At 45.3% G+C, this 24,089-nt stretch carries 24 protein-coding genes; 11 read left to right on the forward strand and 13 right to left on the reverse strand.

Annotated elements, in window-relative coordinates:
• Nucleotides 1–384: 384 nt before the first annotated feature.
• Both QZW47_RS16020 and QZW47_RS16025 read right to left on the reverse strand, forming a co-directional pair.
• The gene (locus tag QZW47_RS16020) at nt 385–1,077 is read right to left on the reverse strand and encodes a hypothetical protein (protein ID WP_293128519.1); all 693 of its coding nucleotides are present in this window, start codon (nt 1,075–1,077) and stop codon (nt 385–387) included.
• 145 nt (nt 1,078–1,222) lie between these two features.
• On the reverse strand, nt 1,223–2,599 hold the full coding sequence (locus tag QZW47_RS16025) for a GAF domain-containing sensor histidine kinase (protein ID WP_293128521.1): 1,377 nt from the start codon (nt 2,597–2,599) through the stop codon (nt 1,223–1,225).
• A 635-nt stretch (nt 2,600–3,234) separates the two neighbouring features.
• Between QZW47_RS16025 and QZW47_RS16030 the strand changes: the two genes are divergently transcribed.
• Nucleotides 3,235–3,558, forward strand: a complete 324-nt coding sequence (locus tag QZW47_RS16030) for a DUF3155 domain-containing protein (protein WP_293128523.1) — start codon at nt 3,235–3,237, stop codon at nt 3,556–3,558.
• Nucleotides 3,559–3,987: 429 nt separating this feature from the next.
• On the opposite strand, the gene QZW47_RS16035 is transcribed toward QZW47_RS16030, so the two are convergent.
• The 3 genes from QZW47_RS16035 to QZW47_RS16045 all read right to left on the reverse strand — a co-directional run bounded on the left by QZW47_RS16035 (nt 3,988) and on the right by QZW47_RS16045 (nt 6,228).
• The gene (locus QZW47_RS16035) at nt 3,988–4,524 is read right to left on the reverse strand and encodes a cofactor assembly of complex C subunit B (protein WP_293128525.1); all 537 of its coding nucleotides are present in this window, start codon (nt 4,522–4,524) and stop codon (nt 3,988–3,990) included.
• Nucleotides 4,525–4,847: 323 nt separating this feature from the next.
• Entirely contained in the window at nt 4,848–5,240 is a 393-nt protein-coding gene (locus tag QZW47_RS16040) for a PadR family transcriptional regulator (RefSeq protein ID WP_293128527.1), read from the reverse strand.
• A 784-nt stretch (nt 5,241–6,024) separates the two neighbouring features.
• Complete coding sequence (locus tag QZW47_RS16045) at nt 6,025–6,228, reverse strand: DUF751 family protein (protein ID WP_293128529.1); 204 nt, start codon at nt 6,226–6,228, stop codon at nt 6,025–6,027.
• A gap of 279 nt (nt 6,229–6,507) precedes the next feature.
• On the opposite strand from QZW47_RS16045, the gene QZW47_RS16050 reads away from it, so the two are divergent.
• Nucleotides 6,508–7,383, forward strand: a complete 876-nt coding sequence (locus QZW47_RS16050; protein ID WP_293128531.1) for a DNA adenine methylase — start codon at nt 6,508–6,510, stop codon at nt 7,381–7,383.
• Nucleotides 7,384–8,217: 834 nt separating this feature from the next.
• Nucleotides 8,218–8,349, forward strand: a complete 132-nt coding sequence (locus QZW47_RS16055) for a hypothetical protein (protein WP_293128533.1) — start codon at nt 8,218–8,220, stop codon at nt 8,347–8,349.
• Between the two features lie 122 nt (nt 8,350–8,471).
• Here QZW47_RS16055 and QZW47_RS16060 read toward each other — a convergent pair whose 3' ends face one another.
• A complete protein-coding gene (locus QZW47_RS16060) occupies nt 8,472–8,954 on the reverse strand; it encodes a PD-(D/E)XK nuclease superfamily protein (RefSeq protein WP_293128535.1) in 483 nt (160 codons plus the stop codon).
• Between the two features lie 27 nt (nt 8,955–8,981).
• Nucleotides 8,982–9,917, reverse strand: a complete 936-nt coding sequence (locus QZW47_RS16065; protein WP_293128537.1) for a metallophosphoesterase — start codon at nt 9,915–9,917, stop codon at nt 8,982–8,984.
• A 104-nt stretch (nt 9,918–10,021) separates the two neighbouring features.
• Here QZW47_RS16065 and QZW47_RS16070 point away from each other — a divergent pair, with 104 nt between their 5' ends.
• The 3 genes from QZW47_RS16070 to QZW47_RS16080 all read left to right on the forward strand — a co-directional run bounded on the left by QZW47_RS16070 (nt 10,022) and on the right by QZW47_RS16080 (nt 17,071).
• Complete coding sequence (locus QZW47_RS16070) at nt 10,022–11,059, forward strand: hypothetical protein (protein WP_293128539.1); 1,038 nt, start codon at nt 10,022–10,024, stop codon at nt 11,057–11,059.
• Nucleotides 11,060–11,256: 197 nt separating this feature from the next.
• Nucleotides 11,257–11,439 carry a hypothetical protein gene (locus QZW47_RS16075; protein WP_293128541.1) on the forward strand — a complete coding sequence of 61 codons (183 nt, stop codon included), beginning with the start codon at nt 11,257–11,259 and terminating at the stop codon, nt 11,437–11,439.
• A gap of 580 nt (nt 11,440–12,019) precedes the next feature.
• Nucleotides 12,020–17,071, forward strand: coding sequence for a DNA/RNA non-specific endonuclease (locus tag QZW47_RS16080; protein ID WP_293128543.1), 5,052 nt, complete (start codon nt 12,020–12,022; stop codon nt 17,069–17,071).
• Nucleotides 17,072–17,123: 52 nt separating this feature from the next.
• On the opposite strand, the gene QZW47_RS16085 is transcribed toward QZW47_RS16080, so the two are convergent.
• Entirely contained in the window at nt 17,124–18,197 is a 1,074-nt protein-coding gene (locus tag QZW47_RS16085) for a pentapeptide repeat-containing protein (protein WP_293128545.1), read from the reverse strand.
• 57 nt (nt 18,198–18,254) lie between these two features.
• On the reverse strand, nt 18,255–18,941 hold the full coding sequence (locus tag QZW47_RS16090) for a pentapeptide repeat-containing protein (protein WP_293128547.1): 687 nt from the start codon (nt 18,939–18,941) through the stop codon (nt 18,255–18,257).
• Between the two features lie 111 nt (nt 18,942–19,052).
• Here QZW47_RS16090 and QZW47_RS16095 point away from each other — a divergent pair, with 111 nt between their 5' ends.
• Complete coding sequence (locus QZW47_RS16095) at nt 19,053–19,175, forward strand: hypothetical protein (protein ID WP_293128549.1); 123 nt, start codon at nt 19,053–19,055, stop codon at nt 19,173–19,175.
• A gap of 52 nt (nt 19,176–19,227) precedes the next feature.
• On the opposite strand, the gene QZW47_RS16100 is transcribed toward QZW47_RS16095, so the two are convergent.
• Nucleotides 19,228–19,389, reverse strand: a complete 162-nt coding sequence (locus QZW47_RS16100) for a hypothetical protein (RefSeq protein ID WP_293128551.1) — start codon at nt 19,387–19,389, stop codon at nt 19,228–19,230.
• 47 nt (nt 19,390–19,436) lie between these two features.
• On the opposite strand from QZW47_RS16100, the gene QZW47_RS16105 reads away from it, so the two are divergent.
• Nucleotides 19,437–19,610 carry a hypothetical protein gene (locus QZW47_RS16105; protein WP_293128553.1) on the forward strand — a complete coding sequence of 58 codons (174 nt, stop codon included), beginning with the start codon at nt 19,437–19,439 and terminating at the stop codon, nt 19,608–19,610.
• Between the two features lie 211 nt (nt 19,611–19,821).
• Here the strand turns inward: QZW47_RS16105 and mrdA are convergent, their stop codons facing one another.
• Nucleotides 19,822–21,636 (reverse strand): penicillin-binding protein 2, encoded by a 1,815-nt coding sequence (gene mrdA, locus QZW47_RS16110; protein WP_293128555.1) that lies wholly within the window; start codon nt 21,634–21,636, stop codon nt 19,822–19,824.
• A gap of 202 nt (nt 21,637–21,838) precedes the next feature.
• Here mrdA and QZW47_RS16115 point away from each other — a divergent pair, with 202 nt between their 5' ends.
• Both QZW47_RS16115 and QZW47_RS16120 read left to right on the forward strand, forming a co-directional pair.
• Complete coding sequence (locus QZW47_RS16115; RefSeq protein ID WP_293128557.1) at nt 21,839–22,111, forward strand: hypothetical protein; 273 nt, start codon at nt 21,839–21,841, stop codon at nt 22,109–22,111.
• 20 nt (nt 22,112–22,131) lie between these two features.
• A complete protein-coding gene (locus QZW47_RS16120) occupies nt 22,132–22,323 on the forward strand; it encodes a hypothetical protein (RefSeq protein ID WP_293128559.1) in 192 nt (63 codons plus the stop codon).
• Between the two features lie 547 nt (nt 22,324–22,870).
• Here QZW47_RS16120 and QZW47_RS16125 read toward each other — a convergent pair.
• The gene (locus QZW47_RS16125) at nt 22,871–23,545 is read right to left on the reverse strand and encodes an N-acetylmannosamine-6-phosphate 2-epimerase (protein ID WP_293128561.1); all 675 of its coding nucleotides are present in this window, start codon (nt 23,543–23,545) and stop codon (nt 22,871–22,873) included.
• On the opposite strand from QZW47_RS16125, the gene QZW47_RS16130 reads away from it, so the two are divergent.
• Nucleotides 23,544–23,744 carry a hypothetical protein gene (locus QZW47_RS16130; protein WP_293128563.1) on the forward strand — a complete coding sequence of 67 codons (201 nt, stop codon included), beginning with the start codon at nt 23,544–23,546 and terminating at the stop codon, nt 23,742–23,744. The two genes, QZW47_RS16125 and QZW47_RS16130, sit on opposite strands and share 2 nt — an antisense overlap.
• On the opposite strand, the gene QZW47_RS16135 is transcribed toward QZW47_RS16130, so the two are convergent.
• Entirely contained in the window at nt 23,724–24,089 is a 366-nt protein-coding gene (locus tag QZW47_RS16135; protein ID WP_190734244.1) for a four helix bundle protein, read from the reverse strand. The genes QZW47_RS16130 and QZW47_RS16135 overlap by 21 nt on opposite strands.

Raw genomic sequence — 24,089 nt, forward strand, 5'->3', positions numbered from 1 at the left:
GCCACGATTACACCCACATGAGCAAGTCGCGTGACTAGAATATCGGGAGCCGAATGCGATGAAAGTCGCACGTTCGGATCTAATTGGGAGGGGCGGGGCTTAATAGCCTCCCTCGACCTAACTCAACTATCTAACGGCTACCTATCTCTAGGTGGTCTGGTCAGTATCAGCTTGAATGAGTAATCATCCAAGCTCAGTGGCTAAAGCCCTGAGTTACTGACTCTGCTTATTTATTGAGTTTTCCGTCTGACTAATAACTAATGATATCGTTTCGGGTCGATCGCCGTAAAAAAAAATGGTTTGTAGTGCGGAATGCGAGTCCGCAGCCCGAGCTCCCGACGATCGCGCGTGGGGTTAATCTGGACACGATATGACTTCGATTCCTTAAGGTTCTTGATTCTGCTGCAAATGTCGCCACACCTCTCGATCGCACACGTGCCAAAAATACAAAGCCAAATTCAAAAGAGCTAATAATTTAGTACCATCTTCTAACATTGCGTGTACTCCTAAACTTCGGGAGTTTAAAATATCCTCCAATCGCGAGATAGCGAATAATAAAAATGCTGCGACTAACGGCAAGTAAGGAGTGGTTTTGATGTAGCGCCAAAACTTAAATCCGTAAAGCAAAACAGCACTACCATAACACAAATAAATTAATTTAGTAGAAATTCCTAACCGAGAAAGAATCAAAGTCATCCGAAACCTGTCATCCAAGAAAAAGACTGCCAGCAGTAAAGCGCTAAAAAATAAGAATATTGCCGATCGACTGCGCGGCTCTTTTTGGCGCAGCACTCCGAAGGTAAATGCACAAATGGCGACAGGAATGCACCAGAGAACTTCGGAAACTCCGGTGAGAATGCCTTCGTAAGGGAACCAGGAATTAAAAGGATCGCTAAACAAACGTTCAACTCCGTCTCCCTGGTTTTTGAGTTTTGCATAAAGGCTCAGCCCGCCTAAAAGCAGGAGAGTCAGCGTGTTGCAAACAGCTAAAAAAGGTACAGTAAAAAAGTGTTTTTGGAGCAAATCTAAAAAACTCGCAAACTTGGGAAGTTTATCAAATAAAGGCAGATGCTTCATAAAAGTTGTTTCCAAGCAATAGACTTTGTTACTTATTCATATCATGTTCGGTAGGTTAGCATAATAATCATAGTTTGTAGTGCGGACTTGAGTCCGTTTTCAGGTTGCGGACTCAAGTCCGCACTACAAACGTTACTTATTGCGGTCAATCTACGGGACATGATCTCACTGGTAGAAAAACCACAAAGGTAGTGCCGCGATCGCTAGGATATAAATAAGCTGCCGCAGGTGGCAGCCATTCCGGATTTACTGGGGAAAATACTTGGATTTCTCCTTGCATTTGCCGGACTAAATCGCGGGCGATCGCCAAACCCAATCCTGTACCGGGAATTTCTGTCTGCGCTTTTTCTCCCCGGTAGTGGCGCTCAAATAAATGTTCTAAATCTTGAGGGGGAATTCCCGAGCCAGTATCGCTGACTGCTACTGCTACCGCAGGCGACGGGCGCCCTGCTTTCTCAGAGCTTGCTGTAATATAAATTTGACCGCCTGGAGGAGTATATTTCAAAGCATTGTCAATTAAATTGCTCAAAACTTCGCGCAAAGCTCGATCGTTCGCCCAGACTGGCGGCAAATCCGGCGGTATGTCGGCTACTAATGACAGGTGGTTTTCTGATGCGATCGCCTCGGCGGAAACTAACAGCGGTTTTAAGACTAATTCCACAAAACATGATTTGTCCAAATTCGCCACCGGTGACAGCGACAGAGGAGAATCTCTGGTTAATTCCCCGTGGGAGGTGGCTATTTCTGAAGTCGCAGATGGGAATCTGAGATTTGCTTCGCCGGTGTCTACGGTGCGATCGAACTGACTGAGCAATTCAGAGAGCCGATCGCTCTCTCGGACAATACTAAAAGCCACATTGCGGTTTTTGTCTTCGGGTACCAGCCGTCGCGCTAACAGTTTGCCAAAAGTTCGCAGCGCTGTCAGCGGACTTTTAAATTGGTGCAGCAAATTGTGCATCGTGTCGTAAACCTGAGCTTGGATTTGCCTCGCCGATCCCAATTCCTGCTGCATCCACTGCGATCGCTGGTCTAAAATGCAAGCCAGGGCCAAGGTGCGAGCAATTTGTTGCATCTGAGCCTCCTCGCGATCGTTCCAAGCCCTGTCTTGCCTGCCGCATACCAGGAGACCCATTACAGCTCCCTCGTGTATCAGAGGCGTCACAATTTGCCTCCGCTGCTGCCAAACGTTCTCCGGGCCCTGGCAGCGATCGTCCCGGTTTTCAAAACCCGGGAGTGGCTCGGGCGCGATCGTCCCCACTGTGGATTCTTCGACAGTCACAGCCGGCTCCGCCAGCCGCGGCACCTGTTTGACTGTCGAGCTTGCAGCAGATTCCAGCCTCAACTCCTGATTTTCGGCGTCGGTGACTGAGGTGTCTGGATAAACTGCGATCGGCACCAACTTTGCTTCGCTCCCGGATACCAGCTCTTGTGTCAGGTATACGGCGCTGAATGTCGCTCCCAAGCTAACGGCGATCGCCACTTGCGATCGGCAAAGCTTGACAAATTCTGAACTGGCTGGCATTAACATGAGCGCCACATTAAGATCTCTAACGGAATTTTAAGTAAATTACAATTGATCTGTCGCCGATTACAGGTTAGAGACTTTTTGATTTTTGGTGTCTTCCTGTGGTTGATACTGGCCGGAGTTCAATGCTTGGGGGCTTCAACTAGCAATTTTTGCCCCAAACTCGCTGTTATTGGCTCCCACAGCTCCCCTCTTGGGGGGCTGTTGCCCGAAACTTTTGCGCTACGATACCACAACCGCTGTACTTTTGTCGATCGGGGCCAATGTTAAGATTATGTCGATATATTAAAAACAGTTGAACTTTTGAGCTAGAAGGGATATACTGGCCTCGGATTTGGTAGCTATGATTACCTAAAAATTGGATCTAAAGCCCCGTCCGATCGGGACGGCTTTAATGATTGAATCATATATTGTTGATTCGCGAGATGTCAAAATCCGGTCTCAACTCTATCATCCAAAAAAATCTTAGAGGTTGGGGCATCAACCTGAGGGCTAGGCAATATCAGACAAGCTGTGCTTGCGTTTGCTGTTTGAATCCAGAATCCCCATGTCTTTAAGGCTCGGGAGTATGTCAAAACCTGTCTGCTCATACTGTCTACTCATACTGTCTGCTCACAGAGGAGGTAAAGAAATTGGCCAGGAGACGCAAACGCAAGAGTCGCCGCCGACAAGAAGGACGCAGAATTTTAGAGTGTGTGCCTCAATATAGCATCGAGAGCGGCGAAGATAAACCCGTAACAGCGGCTCGCAAGTTCATCCATGCTGAAGGCATTGCTCCCCCAGCTTTGCTGTTAGTAAAGCGTAACGAGCATACCACCGATAGATACTTCTGGGCTGAAAAAGGTTTATTCGGAGCCCAATACGTAGAAGAGAACCATTTCTTGTTTCCCAGCTTAAAGGTGATGCTGGAAGCCACATCAGAAAAAATTCCTGTGGTGTCCGCCAGTCGCGCATAAACTGCAATGTTTAGTTAAAAACATTGACAGCAATGTTTGATAACTCTTTTAACACTACTCGCGAGAGTTTTCATTGTCTCAAGAGTGCCAACTGAAATTTACGCGAAAAGTCCTGATTTAATTAGGGCATAAGGAGCCATCGCAACAGCAAGGATCGCCATAGCGGGCGCTCGGCACAATTGGCACTCTCAGGATAATGTTTTTTTTGACCCCGCCCAAAAACCAATGCCAGCCCCCGACTGGAGTCGCGAGCCACCCGAAATTTTAGACGCAAATTTAAGCTCCCAGATTCATCTGTAGCATAAATCTCAAATCTTCAACGCGATTTTCGCGTGAATGTTTTGTCGATCGAAGCCTCAGCGATCGGTTGGTCTGCTCGAAGCCTCAGTCTGGCATCTAGCATATCAAAAAAGGTTCCGCACTCCTCTTTTAATCTTCTAGAAGTTTTAAATCTAAAGCTTCTTGCATAGCTGCGAGTTCGTCGCGGTGAGCTCGCACAGTAACCAAGCTCTTAGTTTTGGTTCCAGACTCAGCGACGGATTCGAGTTTCAAGCAAACTTGCTCGGATCGTCCGGCTCGTTTCCAATAAAACACTCCGGCCAGCGGGGACAGCAGTACCAAAGCTAGGAAAATTTGACCTTGCTGCGGCACGAGCATTCCCAAAACAAGTCCCAAGCACAGAGTGCCACCTGCACTCAGCAAAGTTAGAAAAATAGCTAAAAACAAACTCGGCCGTACAAAACCCTCAAAGGTGACTTTATAGTTGGGGGCATCGACGGCTGCAACTCGGTAAGCCCTAGAAGCAAAATACTCTTGTAGCTGGGTCAACAGTGACTCTTGGGCGCTCTCTGAAGCAAGCTTGACTTGTTCGATGCGATCTTTGACTGAGGCCTTGATGAAGAAAAACAAGCCAACAGCCAACAGCAGCGTCAACACAAAGGTTGAAGGAAGAACAGCAGTATCCATCGGTAGAAGTTTGTGTAAGTGAAATTGTCTACTCCTACTTTACATAACTTTACGGATGAAAGCGATCGAGGACTTACACAGGCACTTTTTTCACAAAATTCGCAGAAAGCTTTGTAGCAAGATGTTTTTCTCCTCATCACCCAATTCCCATATCTCCCCATCATCTCTAATTTTCAAGTGACCGTGCGTAAGTCCTCTTGCTGTGCGATCGCTGCTGTCATCGCTGCTAGTGGCGAGTCAGCAAAGCGAAGACAAGAAAGGCAATTCGCTTTGCTAGTAGCGCCAGCATCTGCAAGGTTTTAGGCATCGGATTCCAACGCCAGCTAACCCGTGTGACCGCTTTCTAAGGCCCGGGGCCGACGCCCAGAGCCGCCGTTGCCCTGACCGATATAGTCGTGCCACAGACGAGCCAGGTCTTGAGCTTGGTGGCGCCACTCCGGCAGGATTTGATACATCCGGCGGGGGCGGCCGCGTCCTTCTACTTTTTTCCAGTAACCGGTGATTACGGCTTCATCTTCGAGGAATTTCAGAGCGCTGTAGAGGACGGTATCAGAAAGTCGGTAGATGGGGAATTCCCGCTCTAGTTGTCCGATGAGTTCTGTACCGTAGGAATCTCCGCGCAATAACACCGAGAGAATGTAGCACACTGCCAGTTCCTTGTTTAGATAAACAGGAGGGGGGTCTTGAAAGAATTGATAGATGTGTTCAAATTTCATAAAAAGAAATACGGTAAGTGGGAAACTCGGCGACTTTAGTCCCGAGAGGGAAACGACCCGGGGGACTTTAGTCCCCGTGAACCCCCTTGCGGGGTTGGAAGGGTATGGTTGCCCATCCAATGGAGATATTGTGGTCTCCTTTCTCCCTTGCGGGGTAATGTTGGCCTCGACCTGGTTATAAAGGCTTGTTAGACCTGCAACACTGTTTCAGTGACTTTAAAACTGTTTAATTGCAGATGACAGAGCGAAAAACTGGCGTCGCATTCTTCGGTGTCGTGACCTAAATAACGGCTCCTCGCGATCGAGGGGTCTGGTTAGTACAGCTTGCTCGATTTCTCTTACAAGCTCAGTCCCTAAAGGGCTGAGTTACTGACCTGTCTTGTCCGCTAGAAACTCTCGTGATACCGTCAGGTTAACGGGAGAGGAAAGCGGGGCGGGGTGTGCCGCTTCCTTAGGTTTAACTGAGAATGGGGGAAACAGAGGTGCAGTATTTCCCCGGTGAATTTCGATCGCCCCAAATGCTTGGAGTGCACGGGAGGTAATGTTTGCTAGCACCAAGGTTGAGGAGCGCTGGCCTAACGCCGCCAGCGAGGTTCCTCTTCCAATCTATCGCAGCGACGATTGCTAAGCGTGCGATCGCACGGCAAGAGTTCGCTGTTAGTTCGGGAGTTGGTGTTTCAACCTTTCATTCAAAATTGGCAACTTCCCCAAACTCTCGATCGAGCTTGTCTGTGCGAAGGAGCTTGTTAGAGTTGGCAAAGTTTTTGAGACAGAAACTTTGCCTTTAAACCGGACTCAGACCTAACATAGCGCGCAGTGTAAAAGTTAGAAACACGAAAGTCGCTACAATCGAAGTAATCAGGGCGATCGCAGTTGCCGGTCGAGTGAGCAGGGGCTGGAGTCGCTCGAACAGGAAAAAGAAAATCCCCAGACAAATCGTAATGAAAAAGCGGGGGTAGCGAGAGACGTTATTAATGAAATCTTGCATGAGCACAGGTGGGGTAAAGTGTTACAGCTCGATCTTTGACTTGTAACACTTGTGAGCGAGTTAGACAATTTTGGCACAGCCGGAGCTAAAGGAGCCGATCGAGCGATCGGGCATTTTTACGGGCGATGCTGACATATATAATTCTAACGAAAACTTTTGGTCGATCGCTCCAACACTGTCTGTTTAATCCCCGGACGCGACATCCGGTAGAAAACTTTACAAGTATTTCTATTGAGTTCTAGTTGTGATAAATATTATATGGCTGTTATCTCTAGATAAATGTCTGCTGGCGCACCTTCTTTCGTCTTGCCGCGTCCATTTCTGAAATGGGCTGGAGGCAAAACTAGGTTGATTGGACAATATCAACCTTATTTTCCTGAAAAGTTCAAAAATTACTACGAGCCTTTTGTGGGCGGCGGAGCTGTATTTTTTTACTTAGCACAACAGCACCCTTCTTTGCAAGTTGTGTTAACAGATGTTAATCCTGAGTTAATTAATGCCTATTGCTGTGTCAGGGATCGAGTAGAGGAGCTAATTGAGCTGTTGTTGGAGCACGCCTGCGAACACACCAAGGACAATCTTGATTATTATTACTCCGTGCGATCGCGCTCCTACAACACAGACACAGAAAGAGCCGCTCGCCTGATTTACCTTAATAAAACTTGTTACAACGGCCTCTACAGAGAAAACTCCAAAGGTCAATTTAATGTGCCGATGGGCAGATACAAAAATCCTAACATTTGTCAAGCAGATTTATTGCGATCGGTCTCCTCTTTACTCGCGCCCGCTCAAATTGAAGTCAGGAAATTCGATCAAATTTTGGATTTTGCTACCAGCAGCGAAGACTTAGTTTACTTTGACCCGCCCTACTATCCGATTAGTGCCACAAGTAACTTCACCGCTTACAGCCGGGATAATTTTAAAGAATCCGAACAGCTCAAACTCAGAGACGTTTTTGCAGAACTTGCAGAACGTGGCGTCAAAGTTATGCTATCTAATTCTAACTGCGACTTCATCAAAGAAATCTACAGCGATCCTCAAGCTTTTACAAGAGAGCGGCGCCCCAAACTAATTGAAATATCAGCATCTAGGGGAATTAACTCTAAAAGTTGCCAGCGCGGCCAAGTCAAGGAATTATTAATATGTTCATTTTGAATAAACACTTCCGGAAATTTGGTAAATACATATATTTGTACGGGCAAGCCCTGACCTGAGAAATCCGGTTTCTGGGTTTATTTGTAGTGACTCAACGGGAAACTCGCAGAAACTGGTTTGTTAAATTTGCTAGAAAAAAAGGAACTATTACCTATTGATTTTTCTGGACTTTTGGGGTATATTTTAGATAATGGAAGTGGTAACTTAAATTTTAATTTTTCCAATATTTCCATTATTAAATTATACTTCCAAAAACTCTCAGAGTCAAGCAACTGGTTTGCTAAATTCGCTAGAAAAAAAGGAACTATTACCTATTGATTTTTCTGGACTTTTGGGGTATATTTTAGATAATGGAAGTGGTAACTTAAATTTTAATTTCTCCAATATTTCCATTATCAAATTATACTTCCAAAAACACTCGAAGTCAAGCAACTGGTTTGCTAAATTCGCTAGAAAAAAAGGAACTATTACCTATTGATTTTTCTGGACTTTTGGGGTATATTTTAGATAATGGAAGTGGTAACTTAAATTTTAATTTCTCCAATATTTCCATTATCAAATTATACTTCCAAAAACACTCGAAGTCAAGCAACTGGTTTGCTAAATTCGCTAGAAAAAAAGGAACTATTACCTATTGATTTTTCTGGACTTTTGGGGTATATTTTAGATAATGGAAGTGGTAACTTAAATTTTAATTTCTCCAATATTTCCATTATCAAATTATACTTCCAAAAACACTCGAAGTCAAGCAGTCAAGCCGAAAAAAAAAGGCGATTTTTTTTAATTCAAAAATATAAAAATAGCCGAATGTCGCGCTGCTGCGAATAATAGCAGTTGCGCCCAAAAAATGCAACTGTAGGGAAGCTGGAAAGGGCGATCGCGATCGGTGACAGACAAATCTCGATGGAGAATGTTTGCTTGCCAAGAAGAATGGGTTTAAAGCCTCCTGCTTCTAGGGGGAAATAAACCAAAATTATTCACTGTTTCAATCCTCGGACTTTTAGAGAGAGGTAGCTGTAAACCCAAAGACTGCGCTCGGATGGCTCTTCTACCAACTGTCAACTATAAACTGCCCACTGTTAACTGAATTAAAGATGTTTGTTAGCCCAAGTAATAAAAGCTTCGAGCTTGTGAACTCCCAACAAATTTTGATTGTCGGGAATTTGTTTTTTAAACCAGTCGATCGAACCTTGCCTCATACCGTTGCCGCCCACGATCACAATAGTGGGAACCCGGTAGCAACTTTTGATATTTAAATTGAGATAAGGATACTTCTCATCAACGGAACCTTTATCTTCTTGCCACTTGCACTCAACAATGAGACCGAGAGGAGACAAAGCCGAACCAACAATATAAAAATCCACATTTATTTCAGTTTCATAAATGCTAGACCCGATATAAACTTGTTTAGCATAGCGCTTGGGATTTGCCGTGGAGAGCAAGAGCCAATCTAGCTTGCGCTTTTTCGGCAACTCGGGACAGATTTCGAGATATCCGTGACCTCTCAAGGTACCTTCTACAGTTGCTTCTAAAACAAAACCAGTTTTATTGGCTCTACAACCCCTATTCATATTGTTGGCTCCTGAAAATAATCTGAATTAAGCCGATCGCACTGCGATCGCTCCGCGGTCAAAAACCTGCTTGTCAGTACCGATAGAACTGACAAACATTCGGTCTTCATAGACATCAAACGTCGCAAAACTCAGGCGGCTAGCAGAAAACTCCGTCCACTCAGAACGTCCCACCGGACGAGTGCCCGCGCCAGCACCGCAAATCAAATAAGTCGTACCGTCAATCGAGCGAGTGCGTTCGTAACTGTGCTCGTGTCCGTTGATATAAAGCTGCACGCCGTACTTTTGAAACAAAGGCGTAAAAGTCTTAATAAAAGATTGATTGGAGCCGTACACGCCAGAGGAATAAATCGGGTGGTGGCCGAACACGACTTTCCACGGTGCAGTGCTTTGACTCAATTCTTTCTCCAGCCAAACAAGCTGATTTTTCCAATCCGCATTATCATTGGTATCTAAAGCAAAAAACTGTACCGGATCGCGCCGAAAAGTATAGTAGCGACCTTGCATATTAAAACCCGCATATTTAACTTGCGGGTCGCCGTTAGCCGTGCGGATGTCGTGATTTCCCAAACAAGCATAAAATTTAACGTTTTGCTGCAATAGCGGCTGATAAGGCTGCTCGAAAACAGCATTAATTTTTTCAAATTCGCCGTTATTGTAGATATTATCACCGGCGAGAACAGCTACATTAAAAGGATTTTCGCGGTGATATTGCGCCATCGCCCCAGCTACAGCATACTGACCTTCAGCCCCGGTGCCGGTGTCGGCCACCGAAATAAAGCGTAGAATAGGCTGTGAGGCCGGCAATGGAACGATCGCCCTTGGGGCCTCAAAATTAGAAGGCACAGCAGCATTGGCATCTGTACCCCAAGAAGTCCGAAGCTGAAGCATTTTCCAGACTCCGGCAAAACCTAAGCTGCTCAGACTGCCTAAAATTAGAAAGTGACGGCGTTTGATACTCATTTTGACTCAGTTACAACTAATGAAATGATAAATTAAGGCTGAGATGACTCAGCTAAAATTTATCGGGTTTAGATATATATTTGTAACGCTCCAAGGCAGAGAAAATGTCAGAAGAACCACTAAACCAACCAACTCCACAAGCATCTGCATCTCCGACACCGGAGGTAGACTCGCGAAGCAAGTCGGCTGCGACTCGCAGCCCAGCTCAAAAGGCCAGCAGCACTGTTCCCACAAATCAGAAAATCAAAGCTTTGATGGCCTCGATCGGGAATTTGGGAAAAAGCCCGAAAAAATCACCAGCAGCACCCCCGTTGCAGGCCCAAAAGCCGATCGCGCCCACGGCTTCTGACTCAGCAACAACTCCTCCTCCAGCGGTTGCTGCGGAAGTTAACAGCGTTCCCCCGCCCAAAGTTTCGGTAAAATTCGATCGCAAGTCTGTATCAAAACCGACGGGCGACAGTTTTTTACAGAAAGTAGGCGTACTTTGGCAAAGTATTGTGCGCTTAGTGCGATCGCTCTTACCGGCATCTGCAAACGCCAAGCTCTCCGATCCAATTTTAAACGCGGGATTAGCTGCAATTCTCATCGTTACAGTCGGTTTAACTTTCAACAGTTTCTCGGCAAAACCGCCCCAGAAAGTGGCAAAAGTGCCTATCCCAGCAGCACAGCTATTCCCAACCTTTGGCGATTTTGTGGCGTCGCCAACAGCGAAATCCCCAGAGGCGATCGCAAATTCTCAGCCTATACCCGCTAATTTTAAAAGTAACTTGCCCGATTTAGCGGCGCCGAAAAAACCGGAACCTGTAGAAATTATCCCGCCGCCGCCGCTGACGCCGGAACAGTCTCTGATTGCTGCGATTCAAAATCAAGTTGCTGACATCACAAATCGCCTGGGCGGCGGTTTAGTCAAGTCTGTGCAAGCTGATTTCTCGATCGGTCTTTTGACTGTCCAAGTCGCTGAAGATTGGTACAAACTCAGCGATGTAGAGCAAAATCAGCTCGCCAGTCAAATGTGGAAAGAGGCTAACTCCCTCGATTTCAGCAAATTACAAATTGCCAATTTGGAAGGGAAGTTAATAGCTAGAAGTCCGGTTGTTGGTTCGGAGATGATTATTTTGGAGAGAGGGATTAACAAAGTTTAAATGGGTCTGTATTTGTAAAGAGTCAGACCAGTCTGAAAGTCCAGGATGCAGGACATAATTCTGTAGAGGGCTTAAATAGGTTTGATCGTTCGGACTTCAGTCCTCATAATATCCTCAGGACTGAAGTCCGAACGATCAAACCTTAAAACGCTTTTTTGCCGGACATGATATTAATTAACATTGAGGGAAATTGAAAAATGACAATTTTAACTCAAATCGAACAAGTAGAAATTAAATATCCCAGCAGCGACGGAGAGCCGATCGCTGAAAGTGACATCACGCGCGATTATATGGCTTACGGCATTGAAGCTCTCAACCTTTACTTTCAAGAGCGTTCAGATGTTTACGTGTCAGCTAATTCTTTGATCTATTATGAATAAACGAACAACGTTGTTCCGTAATTTCAAGGCAGTAAATTTGAGCAGGCTTGAAATACGAGCCTACAACAATCTAAGTATTTTTGCTGAGAAACGTACATTACTTTGATAAAGAATCTGTAAATTTTTAACAATTCAATCACAATTTATCAGTAAAACAAACTAACAAGCGCAGCAACCTTCACATATTCGCTGCTATTAAGTTGTTGCGGACACTGCCAGTTTTCCAGTACCCGACTGAAAATATCAGTAATTCCCGTGATTGACTGGCTGCCAAAAATACGGCAACATTATTCTTAACTTTTCATAAAAGCTTTGCAACTCAATAAAAATCAAGCACTAAAAACTCGATCGAGTCCGAATCCACACATTAGCTTCAAATCCCAAGAAACCTCCCATCATCCAAAACGCCGAACTTAAGTTTACAGACAGCAACAATCAACCCTTTCCCAACAATCAACCCGTTCTCTTCATCACGGCTACCAATGTATTAGTAGATAACTTTGGCGACCCGCTAGGCAGTCGATTCAGCGACTTAACAGTCAAATTTATCGTCGGCAAACAAGCTTACGAAGCAACAGTTTTGACAGACAAAAGTCGCAAATTAGCAAACAATCAATTTGAAATCGCCGTTCTTGTTCCCAACACCGTACCGTTAGGTGAATCGCGCATCGTCATCAGCCGGAAGCAAAATGAAAAAGTCAGCCCAAAGCCCTCAGAAGTACCCAAGGAAGTCAAATACGATAGCACTCCTTACCGAATTGAAAACGATACACAATACATCTTTGCCGCGCAGTGGACAGCAGATAAAGTTGCAATTATTAACGGTGCAAATCCCAAATCAGTCGTCACAGCTACTAATAGCCAGGACTTGTCGATTGGTAGCACTTCTGTAGGCACGGATGATATAGTCGATCGCCCGCGAGAACTAACTGTAACCAGTGACGGTAGCCGTGCTTACGTAGTCATGGATCGTTCTGGGCGCGTTGCTGTGGTCGATCCAATGACGCGGCAACAGATAGACACTCAGCCAAATACCGCTGGTATTAACCCGATAAATTTGCCGAGTGGTGCAGAAGGTCGATCGATAGTCATAGACCCCCGCGACGAATACGCCTACATCGCCGACGGAAAAACCGGCAGCAACTCCATCTACGTTCTCGACATCAACCCATTTTCACCAACCTATCACCAAGTCACCCAAACCATCCCAGTCGGAACAGCCCCAAGCGGTTTGCGACAAATAGCCATTAGCAGCGACGGCAAAAAGCTATTTGTTACCGCACCAAACGGCGCGAACAGCAAGATTTACGCCGTTAATATTGACCCCAAAGACCGACCAATCAGCCCCGGTGCAAATCCTAAAAAGTGGAATCAATTAATCGGAAGTATCACAGCAGATGAAGGGCTAGAAGGAATAGCCAGCACCGTCAATCCGCTAGCCATGACCTTCACCAACAGCGGCAAAGATAGCAAAGAATTTGGGGTACTCAACATTACTAATAATGACCCGCTGAGCTTTGCTGCTACCACCCGATATACAAATTTAGGGCTGGGTTCCGATTTAGATTACTTTGATGTGAATGAGGGAGTCGCAGTAACGGTACTGCCAGATGCCAGTTATGCCTTTGTTGTCGGCCGCAATGCCGACACGAAATTTTTCGGTCAAGAACTACCCAGCGTAGATGGAGACCCGCGAGCCGGCAGCAACATCGGGATTATCAAAGACCCGCTAACAAATCCACAATTAGTGGCAGCAACTCGACCAATTCCCAATGGATTCGCTACCGACTTAGCGCTGTCAAGTGATAGCAAATACCTTTACGCTTCCTATCCGAATTTAAGCGGTGCTGGCGGCAAAGTTTATGTTTTTGATGTGGCGGAATTTGTCAAAACGCTGACCAACCCCAGTCAATACCGAGTAGATAATAAAGGTCGGGGTGTTGGCTTGCCATTGTTTAATAGCGCTACGGCACGAACTGCTACGGTTGCTGACTTTTCAACAATACCAATTGACAATATTAATCCAGCAGTTAGTATTGCTGCTGATTTTCAGATTCTCACCGACGCGAACAACCAATATACTTACGGCGTGCCGCCGGGAAGTAAGAAAGCTCCCATTTCTGTGACTAACCCTCGCGGTTTGGCGGCGACACCGCTGGATTGGCTGGATTTGAAAGAGCCGATAGGTACTAGCAAAAATTCAGAAAATCCCCTTAACCCAAAGTTCCAATGGAGTTTTGACAGTCCACCGAATCAGGACATTACAGAGGTTAATCTTTTCGTCAGCGTATTTGACGAAGGCGAGGGACTGTTGCCGTGGGATAAAGTAGTAGATTTACCCGACCCTAACGGTAACAAATTTCTCTACGATCAAGGGTTGAGCAAACCGCAGCAGTTAGGTTTACTGACAAAACCTTGGAACACATCTTTTTACCACGGTCAAGAAAACGATTTCAATCCCAACCGGATTTTAACTGCGACTTGGCAGAAAGATAGCACCAATATCGGCAAGTGGACTTTCGATGGCGGTAAAACATTTACTCCGGGAACAAATACCAGTTTTACGCTTCCTCCCAGTCTCAAATTGACTGCGGGTCAGAATTATAATTGGGCTGTTGAAGCTTGGAATAAACAAGGAAAACGCAACGAGGAGTTTGGTAATTTCTGGACGCCACTACCGCCAGCCCTCAACGGTGACAATACCTTCAGCAGCGTCACCGTGCTGACTCACGGCTTTAAACCTCCACTTTTTAATGAGCCGGGAATTCCTTCAGAGTTTTACCAAATGGGTAATAGCATTGCCAATGCAGGTATCGACGGTGGCGGTTTGATGATGAAGTACGACTTGCCTACTGGTTACTGGGTTCCTATCAACAAATATGGTGCAGTAGCCCCAGACTTCCAAGCAGGTTTGACTCCCAAAACCGACCCAAACTATCTCACTAAGCTAGGAAGTTATATAGCTCCATACCTGGCGAAAAAACAACCATTAGTCCTGCTAAATAACTGGTCAGAAAATAATGAGTCGGCAGTTCCTGATTCAGGCTTTACAGAGGGGGCAGCAGATGCTTTCTTTACTTCCCTCGTGCTGTTGGATGGAATGCTGAAGAATAAAACGAACACTCCTACTGACAAACAAGGCCCAGTTTTAAATTCACCGTTGCACTTTGTTGGTTTCAGTCGGGGTACGGTTGTTAACAGCGAAATTATTCAGCGTTTGGGTACTTATTTTCCTAATGCTGGCGGATCGCGAAAAAATGATACTCGCGACCTTCAGATGACAACTTTAGACCCCCATGATTTCAACCAACCGTCGCTAAATGTGGTGACCAAAAATTTCGGCGATTTCCGTGAACCGAAAGTTCAGGTGTGGAAAAATGTTACTTTTGCCGACAATTACTATCAGACAGTCCCGACTTTATCGGGCAGTACATTGACGCCGGCCGGTCGCGATATTCCGAATCTACCCTCTACTGAGGATGGAAAAACAGCTCCAGGAGTTAAGTTTCCGCGAGAAGGTTGGAGGTCAGATAATCCGAATCCTAATGCTCCGCTGTTAGGAAAACCAGATTTGTCCGCTTTGCTGGGAACTAATAAAAATAACCCAGGTTACAATAACAGCCGTGCTGGGTTTACGACAGATCCTCTGATTAGACCGGGAGATGTACACGGACGTGTCGTGAGTTGGTACGGAGGAACATCCGACTTGCTTCCAACTAACTTTCCGTCCAATGAAAACTTAGAAGTTAATCCTGTATTTCGTCGGCGAGGTGATGGATATCGGGAACGGTTGTTCGATAAAGACTTTTCATTTAACAATAGTGTTGTGACAGGCCCGGCTCGCGTTAGCCCTTGGTATACGCCGGAAAGCAAATTCCAACACGGTGCAGATGCTGCTCCTTGGGAAGGGATTGGTACGGGCTGGTTTTATTCGGCTCTGGGTGGCGGTTACAGTTCGCGCCCTAAAACAAATGTAGAGCGTATCCCGCTAGATTTTGACAATACTTATGATGCCAGGATGCGAGGAGACGCGGCGGTTCCTACTTTGTTTAATGGGAATTTTGATGCTGTTTTCGATCCTTCGGGAGTAACTCGAACTCCTTTGTCTAAGGGTCTACCTGGATGGTCGTTCCACAACGGTCAATCCGCAAATATTGATTTGGTTCAAAGTTTGGAAGACGTAAAACTTATCCAAGGGAACAGCCAACCAAACTATGCCTTTAAGTTAGAAACCAGCAAGGTGAAGGAAATTGTTCACAATCGGTTTGTGGTACCCGATTGGGGCGCTCTTCGATTTGATCTGCACGCACCAGGGATTTCCAATAAACCTACTGACAACCCTAAAGGCACGCTGGATGTCACTATTCGACCATTAGATACCTCACTTCAAGCATTTTCTCAAACAATAACTCTTCAAAGAGCTCAAAATCAAACGACGGGTGAGCCTAGCAAAGCTCCTGCTAGTTACCTAGCAGATAAATTCAAAGTAGATTACGGCATCAAGGGCTTTGAATCTTTCTATATTGACGTACCAGAAAGACTGCGCGGTCAGCCGGCAACTCTTGAATTTAAGAGCGAAGCATCTATTCCCGTCTATCTAGATAATGTCTTTTTCCGCAGCGAATCGCTGAGGTTTGGCAATCCTAATAATGCTAGAACCGCTCTGAATAACACCTATCAAAGTAACTACTTGGTAGAGAAGCCTCAATATACTGTTTCGTACAATGCTGACAAAAATACACCGAACTGGGTTGGCTGGGTACTTGACAAAGGTTGGCTAGATGGTAAAGCAGGCAGAGCAGCAGAAAAATTCGCGGAAGATCCTCAATTGCCTACATCAAATTTCTACAAGGTTCAGGATGGTGATTACGATTTTGATTCTCAGATTGCGGAAAAATACACTAAGGAGGAATATGATCGGTTTTTCTGGGGAAAGAAAGCTTTCTTCCGTTCCGCTCGCGGTCACTTGACTCCTTCAGCAGATCGCCAAAGAAGCATTAAGGATAACCTAGCCACGTTTTTGACCACAAATATTATTCCTCAAGATACCAAGCAAAACTCAGGGGTTTGGGCAACTCAAGAAGGAGAACTTCAGGAACGCGCAAAAAAAGGTTATCGGTTCGTCCTCTTTGCAGGGGGTTCTGGTCAGGGCGGCGGAAAAGTAACCTATGGGCCTCTACCTGCCAATGAAAATGTGATCGGAGTTACCCCAATTCAAAGGGGAGATGCTAACCCAAATCAATTTGCCAGTTTTAAGCCAGCAACAGATACCACAAATCCCACAAGAATTCAAGTACCGGATGCACTTTGGAAGATAGTATTAGGCTTTTCACCCCAGAACAAATCTGAGTATCCCGACATCCATTTTGCCTGGTGGGTACCTAACAATTCTTACAGCATTAAAGAGTTGCTCAACTACCAACAGCCCATTAACTATCCAGATGGTCAGCGTGGGCCAACAATCAAAAATCGAGCGTGGAAGGATCAAGCATTTACCATCACGATAGAAGCATTGGAAGCCAGACTTAACAAAGATTTACCGAAAGACAGTCAGTACGATTTTCTGTCTAATATCCCCAATTCTGCTGGGAAGAAAAAGCTCAAGGAAGTGACGGCTATCCTTCCAGCATAACTCACCTGATCGCTGCAATAGACTTCCCTGATGGGAAGTCTATTAATTTATTTTAGCTATTGTTCCGCACGCTACCATCGGGCATCAGGGTTTCCTCAAAATGGCAATCTCGGAAGTCGCCCCCGCAAACACGATCATGTTTCACCCCAAAGTCGGCTTCACGGAAGTCAGTTCTGGTCAACTTGGCTTTGTGAAAATAAACACTGTGCAACATAGCTCCCTTGAAAGTTGCCTCCGTGAAATTATTACAGATAAAGCCGAGATTGACGATTCCTGCCTTATTCAATTTGGCTCTACTGAAATCGGTATAGAAAAAACTATCGTCAGAGAACCCAGCTCTCGTCAAGTCAGCTCCGCTTAAATTGGCATGGTCAAAAACTGATTGGAAGAAACTGGTTTCGCGCAAAATAGCATTGCTCAAATCTGCTCCTTCAAAATTGCTTTTATACAAATCAACCCTAGTCAAGTCAGCCCCCCGCAAAATCACTCCATTCATGTAGTGTCTGATAGCTAGGATGTTACTGTTACGCAAAATAATATCGCTCAAATCCAACCCTTTGAATTCTTCGAGTTCCCAATACTTACCTTCCAGAAAATCATAACGCTCTACCATCAAGCCGCTGAAATTTCTCTCCCCAGCCGAATATCGATTGATGATATCTGTAAACAGCATCTTTTCCATTTTAAAAATAGCGGTATCTATCTGCGCTCCCTGAAAGTTAGCACCTTCAATATTCGCGTCAACCAAGAATGTCATGCTAAAATTTGCCGAGGTACAATTAGCATCAATCAACTGAACATCACTGAAATCAGCTCCCCACAAATTAGCGCGACCCAGATTAGCCCCTTCCAAGTCAACCTGTGATAAGTCAGCATCACTGAGGTCAGCTTCTTCTAAACAAGCATTACTTAAAATAGCGCGACTGAGATTAGCAGTGCTGAGGTTAGCTTGAGCTAGATGGGCTCCGCTGAGATTAGTTTCTCGGAAATTAGCACCCTTCAAATCAGCACCACTGAAATCGATGCCACTCAAGTTGATGTTTGCTAGATTGGCATCGACTAAGCTCATTCCAGAGAAATCTCTCTCGCCATCGGCATAGCGGATGAGCAATTCTTCTTTGTCCATAACTTTCTACCTCTATCGGTTTACACTCTTAACAATACCACCTTAGAAAAAGCTATTCTACTCCGGGATTACACTGTTCCAAATAGTGCCATCAGGCATGATGGTGTCTTTAAAGTAAGCGTCTGTAAAAATAGCCATGTCAGATTTGTTACCTCTAATTTCATCCAGATCCAACTCGGTACCAAAAAAGTTAGTTCTCGTCAAGTCAGCTCGATAAAAACTAACTCTATTTTTAAACTTAGCATTCCTAAAATCACTATCGGTTAAGTTAGCATCACCAAAACTTGTCTCAATCATCTCGGCTCCACTTAAGTTTGCTCTACTCAAATTCGCGTCGTAAAACTTAGTCTCCTGCAAATCGGTTTGAGTCAAATTCGCCCCAGTCAAATCCGCTCTGTCAAAGTTAGCTCGCCACAGACAAGCTTCGCTCAGGTTAGCCCCAGTCAAATCCGCATCTTCAAAATGTGCGTAGGCCAAGTCGAGGTCGCTCAAATCTGAGCCACTAAAATTGATTCCTTGTCCGTAAAAAACCAGGGATCGTAAGTCACTTTCCTTGAAGTTAGCTCCACTCAAGTTCACTCCACTTAAGTAGCGCTCCTTAGACTGCTCGTTGCTCAATTTCACTTTAACCAGAGAAAAGTCTCTCTCCCCTGCGTCATAGCGCCTGATCACTTCTTCAAGCCACAAGTGTTTTCTACTGTTGTATATTCTGATCAATTCTGCTTCTCGTTCTTCTTCGTTCATGACTTTATTCCTCGAATTTTTTGAGGATAATAAAAATGTTGATATTACTAAAATAGCTTAATGCTTAAAAACCAGAAAAGGCTTACTTCTGGAGCAAATTTTTGTAAACTCATGACATCACAGATTCGGCAGAAGCGAACATCGAAACACAGTCAGTACGATTTTCTTTCTAATATCCCCAATTCTGCTGCGAAGAAAAAGCTCAAGGAAGTGACGGCTATCCTTCCAGCATAACTCACCTGATCGCTGCAATAGACTTCCCATCAGGGAAGTCTATTAATTTACTTTAGCTATTGTTCCGCACGCTGCGATCGGGCATCAGGGTTTCGTCAAAATGGCAATCTCGGAAGTCGCCCCCGAAAACACGATCGTCTTTCACCTCGAAGTCGGCTTCCCGGAAGTCAGTTAGAGTCAACTTGGCTTTTTCCAAATAAATACTATGTAACATAGCTCCCTAGAAGGTTGCCTCCGTCAAATTATTGCATATCCAACCCTTTGAATTCCTTGAAGACTCACAAGGAAGAACAGCAAGCGCGACTGGCGGCGGGGTTAGCTTTGCGATCGCTCGTAACTCAACTTTTAAATTCTGGGATGAATCCGGAACAGGTGGCGCAAATGATGAATTTATCGAGTTTGGAAGTCAGGCGATTGGTAGGGGAAAACTTTTGAGTGTACTTACAGCAAAAAGGTGCGCCCGCGCACCCTAAATCACAAAATATTAACAGTCAACAGTTAATAATTAATATCATGTGCCATCTAAAGACAATCATAATATTGGTTTGTAGTGAGGACTTTAGTCCGCATCAAGAAGGACTAAAGTCCTCACTACGAACCTTTTTTATTACGATGGGTCATTCACAGGAGATAATGTAACTCATGACTAGAAAGGCTTATTGGTTGGTTTAAAGCCTTGCTTTTGGAAATAGGTTTTAAATACCTCGTGAGCAATTGGTGCGGCCGACACAGCGCCAAATCCGCCGCCTTCGACTATGACTGCGATCGCAATTTCCGGCTTGTCAGCGGGAGCAAAACCCACGTACATCGAATTGTCAGCGTGACCGGGCATTTCCACCGTCCCAGTTTTACCAGCACTTAGAGGAATCGTACCGTCATTCAGACCGCGGCCTGTACCTTTTTTCACCACGTCAATCAATCCTTCTTTAATGACCTTTAAAGTAGAAGGTTTAATACCTGTGGGGATTTTTTTGGTGAGCGGTGTATTGGTTTGAGATGCCAACAAATGCGGCTGCACTCGCGAACCGCCGTTAGCAATTGTTGATACCATAACTGCTAATTCTAGGGGAGTACAAAGTACCAACCCTTGACCGATCGCCATTGTTACCGTATCCCCAACATACCAATCTTCCTTGTACATTTTCTTTTTCTCGGCTGGCGTGGGCACTTGACCGTGATTGGCGCCGTCAATCCCCAAAAGGTCTAAATTAATCGTGCCGCCAATGCCCATTTTAGACGCCCATTTCGACATTTGTTCGGGGCCGGCAGCCATGCCTACTTGATAGAAAAATGTATTGCTGCTGTAGGCTAAAGCATCGCGGAAACCGATAACGCCTTTACCCGCACCGTGTTCGTTGAAAGAAATTCCGCCGATCGTAATTGAAGAAGATGATTCTAAAATGGAGTCCGGAGCAAACTTGCCCGATTCCATCCCGGCTACAGAGGTGACAATTTTAAATGTGCTACCGACTGGATAACCTTGAACTGCGCGATTTAAAAAGGGTTTTTCTGGCCCTTGCAGTCGATCCCATTCTTTTTGAGTCACTTTGCGGGTGAAAATATTGGGGTCAAATGTCGGCCAACTACCCATTGTTAAAAGCGCTCCGGTTTTCACGTCGATCGCCACCACGGCACCGAGGCGATCGCCCAAAGCTTTTTCCGCAGTTTTCTGCATATCTAAATCTAAAGTTAGCTGCACGGGTTTGCCGGGAATAGGGTCTTTTACACCTAAATCCTGGATTTCCTCGCCCTTAGCATTCACCTCGATCAAACGGTTTCCCCAAACGCCTTCTAAAGTTGAATTAGCTAATTTTTCAACTCCCATTTGACCGACGATCATGCCCATCGGATATGCAGGGTTAGCTTTTAATTGATCTAAACTAGCTTCACCGACGTATCCTAAAACGTGAGCTCCTAATTGCTGGTTGGGATTGTCTCGGCTCGATTCAGCACGAATTTCTACTCCGCGCAAAGCATTAGCTTGTTCTCCCAAAGCGACGAAAGTACCGACATCGATATCTTTGCTGAGGCGCACTGGTAAGGCTGATTTGTAGCCGGCTCCATCGATTTTTTTGATGATTTCGGCCGCGGGAAGTTTGACGATGGGGTCAAGTGTTGCAGCGACTTCTTGCCACTCTTGGGGCGATCGCTCTTTTGGCCACAAATACACCGATCGCGATACGCGGTTGGCTGCAAAAATTTTGCCGTTGCGATCTAAAAGTTGACCGCGAGTCGCGGCGACTGAAACAGGGCGAATGCGGTTGTTTTCCGCCCGCTGGCGGTTGTAGGCTCCCTGTACGAGTTGCAATTCGGCTAAACGAAACATCGGCATCGCCACCATGGTAGTGACTATCAGCATAAAAACCATCACTTGGAACGATCGGCTGCGTTGGCGTGCAGCATTGTCCAAGCCGTTTTTATCGAATCGGACTTGAGAGTTAAAAGAAAAATCGCCAGCCATATTAATTAATCTGCTCTTTTTATTGAATTAACAGGTAGAGACGGTTTCCATCCGGATTGTTTGGCTCAGGATCTGAGGATATAGCCCTGCCAACTTTTCACTCTTTAGTCACAGAGATAAATTCTGCCTGTTGGGAGACGGATCAGCCGGATTTTTAGATTAATTTACCTGTTAAATATGAATTTTTTATGATGGCTCAACTGTGAATGAGGTAGCGGCGCTGTGGAAGCATCGATTTTTTGATTGTTTGGCTGGTTACGGGCAGCAGTTGGCTGATAATTTCTCAACTGCCGGTGTAGGAATTTATAGCACCTCGAAAGCATTAATTTCTGCTGCTTTGGGAATTTTTAATGTTTTAATTTTGCCTGTTGTGAAAGCAGTTTTTTTAGTGCGAAACCTGTTGGCGCTGGGATTGCTCTCGGGCGCGCTTGCTTTTGTGATGACGGCGATGTTTTTGCCTCTGCTGCGAAGCTAGTTGCAGGGTTTGGCTTGCGAGTGGACCTGTGGATCGCACTATTGGGGGCGATCGCCTACGGGCGATTTCCACCGCCCAATATTTCTGAGGTTTCCGTAGTGCGTTTGCTTTGCCTAAAAGCAATTTCAATCACTGAATATTCCTGGTTGTTTCTCGATTCTTCCCTCTCATCTGATATTTGGTTAATTGCCATTGAGAAATTAGGTTTGTAGTAAGGAATTTATTCCGCAAATTCAGGATAAGGACTTAAGTCCTCACTACGAACCTATTTTTTGTGGTGAGGATTTGAGTTTGGTAATTTAGAAGAAGGACTTAAGTCCTCACTACGAACCTATTTTTTGTGGTGAGGATTTGAGTTTGGTAATTTAGAAGAAGGACTTAAGTCCTCACTACGAACCTATTTTTTGTGGTGAGGATTTGAGTTTGGTAATTTAGAAGAAGGACTTAAGTCCTCACTACGAACCTATTTTTTGTGGTGAGGATTTGAGTTTGGTAATTTAGAAGAAGGACTTAAGTCCTCACTACGAACCTATTTTTTGTGGTGAGGATTTGAGTTTGGTAATTTAGAAGAAGGACTTAAGTCCTCACTACGAACCTATTTTTTGTGGTGAGGATTTGAGTTTGGTAATTTAGAAGAAGGACTTAAGTCCTCACTACGAACCTATTTTTTGTGGTGAGGATTTGAGTTTGGTAATTTAGAAGGAGGACTTAAGTCCTCACTACAAACCTATTTTTTGTCGTGTTATCAGGGATACAATTTTATTTTTCAATCGCTGACTTATAGGCTGTCACTTTAATATCGATTCCCGTGATATCTGTGCCTACAACCACAGCCACTGCTCCTAAATCTAATGCTTTTTTTGCCATGGATGGCGCAGCTATTCCGCCTTCGCAGATTGCGGGAATCTCCAGCTTTTCTACCATTTGGGCGAGCAAATCAAATCCGGGGGGCGAGAATTTTTCCGTTTGGGGTGTGTAGCCAAAAAGAGTAGTTGCTACAGTATCTGCACCAGCTTCGGCTGCGGCGATCGCAGCTTCTATGGTATCTACATCCGCCATGACTAATTTCCCTAATTCGCTGTGGATGCGATCGATTAACGTTTTTAAGTCTTCGCCAGCAGGGCGGTTTCGCAAGGTGGCGTCAATGGCGATGATATCTGCTCCTGCAAGGGCGATCGCCCGCGCGTCTTCAAACCGAGGAGTAATGTAAATCTCGCATCCGGGTAATTGCTGCTTCCAGATCCCAATTATCGGAGCCGATAGCTGTTGTCGCACCGCCGCCACGTGAGCCGGAGTGTCAATCCGTACCCCTGAGGCTCCTCGATGGATGGCGGTGCGAGCCATTGCTGCGATCGCGATCGGATCGTGCAGCGGCGAATCAGCAGGTGCTTGACAAGAAACAATTAATCCTGTAGGAATTTGAGAGTTAATCATGGGGAATTGGGAATTGGGAATTGGGCATGGGGCATGGGGCATTGGGCATGGGGCATTGGGCATGGGGGATGGGGCATGGGGCATGGGGCATGGGGCATCGGGCATCGGGAATCGGGCATCGGGCATCGGGCATCGGGCATGGGGCATGGGGCATTGGGCATGGGGCTTTTTTGGTAATTTATTCCCTGTGCCCTATTGAACTCAAATAAGCGTTGAGTTTTGGTAGTAATTTATCGACAATTGGTTTGAATTTGCTTACTTCTTCGCTTGTGATAAGTTGTCTAGCATAGGCTAATCTTAACCAGTTTACTGTTTCGTACAAAGAGCCTCTGGCAATTTTTACAAAACGCCGATTATCTTGGTCATTATAACGACCTCTTCCTTCAGCAATATTAGCACAGACACTATCAGCAGACCGAACGATCTGTTTGCCCATCGTATCTTTTGTGAAGTAATCCCATTTTTTAACAATCTCCCAAATCTGATTCGCCAAACTTTCCGCCAACTTATAAACCTCTAATTCCTCAAAATCAGGTCTTCCCAT

The organism is Microcoleus sp. bin38.metabat.b11b12b14.051 (assembly GCF_013299165.1).
GTDB lineage: Bacteria > Cyanobacteriota > Cyanobacteriia > Cyanobacteriales > Microcoleaceae > Microcoleus.

What these genes read in the sequence shown, in the direction of transcription:
- QZW47_RS16040 (WP_293128527.1), bottom strand. Translation starts at nt 5,240, where the DNA reads ATGAAATTTGAACACATCTATCAATTCTTTCAAGACCCCCCTCCTGTT.
- mrdA (WP_293128555.1), bottom strand. Translation starts at nt 21,636, where the DNA reads ATGGCTGGCGATTTTTCTTTTAACTCTCAAGTCCGATTCGATAAAAAC.
- QZW47_RS16065 (WP_293128537.1), bottom strand. Translation starts at nt 9,917, where the DNA reads ATGAGTATCAAACGCCGTCACTTTCTAATTTTAGGCAGTCTGAGCAGC.
- QZW47_RS16135 (WP_190734244.1), bottom strand. Translation starts at nt 24,089, where the DNA reads ATGGGAAGACCTGATTTTGAGGAATTAGAGGTTTATAAGTTGGCGGAA.
- QZW47_RS16100 (WP_293128551.1), bottom strand. Translation starts at nt 19,389, where the DNA reads ATGTTACATAGTATTTATTTGGAAAAAGCCAAGTTGACTCTAACTGAC.
- QZW47_RS16035 (WP_293128525.1), bottom strand. Translation starts at nt 4,524, where the DNA reads ATGGATACTGCTGTTCTTCCTTCAACCTTTGTGTTGACGCTGCTGTTG.
- QZW47_RS16085 (WP_293128545.1), bottom strand. Translation starts at nt 18,197, where the DNA reads ATGGACAAAGAAGAATTGCTCATCCGCTATGCCGATGGCGAGAGAGAT.
- QZW47_RS16130 (WP_293128563.1), top strand. Translation starts at nt 23,544, where the DNA reads ATGGGGAATTGGGAATTGGGAATTGGGCATGGGGCATGGGGCATTGGG.
- QZW47_RS16075 (WP_293128541.1), top strand. Translation starts at nt 11,257, where the DNA reads ATGACAATTTTAACTCAAATCGAACAAGTAGAAATTAAATATCCCAGC.
- QZW47_RS16020 (WP_293128519.1), bottom strand. Translation starts at nt 1,077, where the DNA reads ATGAAGCATCTGCCTTTATTTGATAAACTTCCCAAGTTTGCGAGTTTT.
- QZW47_RS16070 (WP_293128539.1), top strand. Translation starts at nt 10,022, where the DNA reads ATGTCAGAAGAACCACTAAACCAACCAACTCCACAAGCATCTGCATCT.
- QZW47_RS16050 (WP_293128531.1), top strand. Translation starts at nt 6,508, where the DNA reads ATGTCTGCTGGCGCACCTTCTTTCGTCTTGCCGCGTCCATTTCTGAAA.
- QZW47_RS16125 (WP_293128561.1), bottom strand. Translation starts at nt 23,545, where the DNA reads ATGATTAACTCTCAAATTCCTACAGGATTAATTGTTTCTTGTCAAGCA.
- QZW47_RS16045 (WP_293128529.1), bottom strand. Translation starts at nt 6,228, where the DNA reads ATGCAAGATTTCATTAATAACGTCTCTCGCTACCCCCGCTTTTTCATT.
- QZW47_RS16095 (WP_293128549.1), top strand. Translation starts at nt 19,053, where the DNA reads ATGACATCACAGATTCGGCAGAAGCGAACATCGAAACACAGTCAGTAC.
- QZW47_RS16025 (WP_293128521.1), bottom strand. Translation starts at nt 2,599, where the DNA reads ATGCCAGCCAGTTCAGAATTTGTCAAGCTTTGCCGATCGCAAGTGGCG.
- QZW47_RS16060 (WP_293128535.1), bottom strand. Translation starts at nt 8,954, where the DNA reads ATGAATAGGGGTTGTAGAGCCAATAAAACTGGTTTTGTTTTAGAAGCA.
- QZW47_RS16090 (WP_293128547.1), bottom strand. Translation starts at nt 18,941, where the DNA reads ATGAACGAAGAAGAACGAGAAGCAGAATTGATCAGAATATACAACAGT.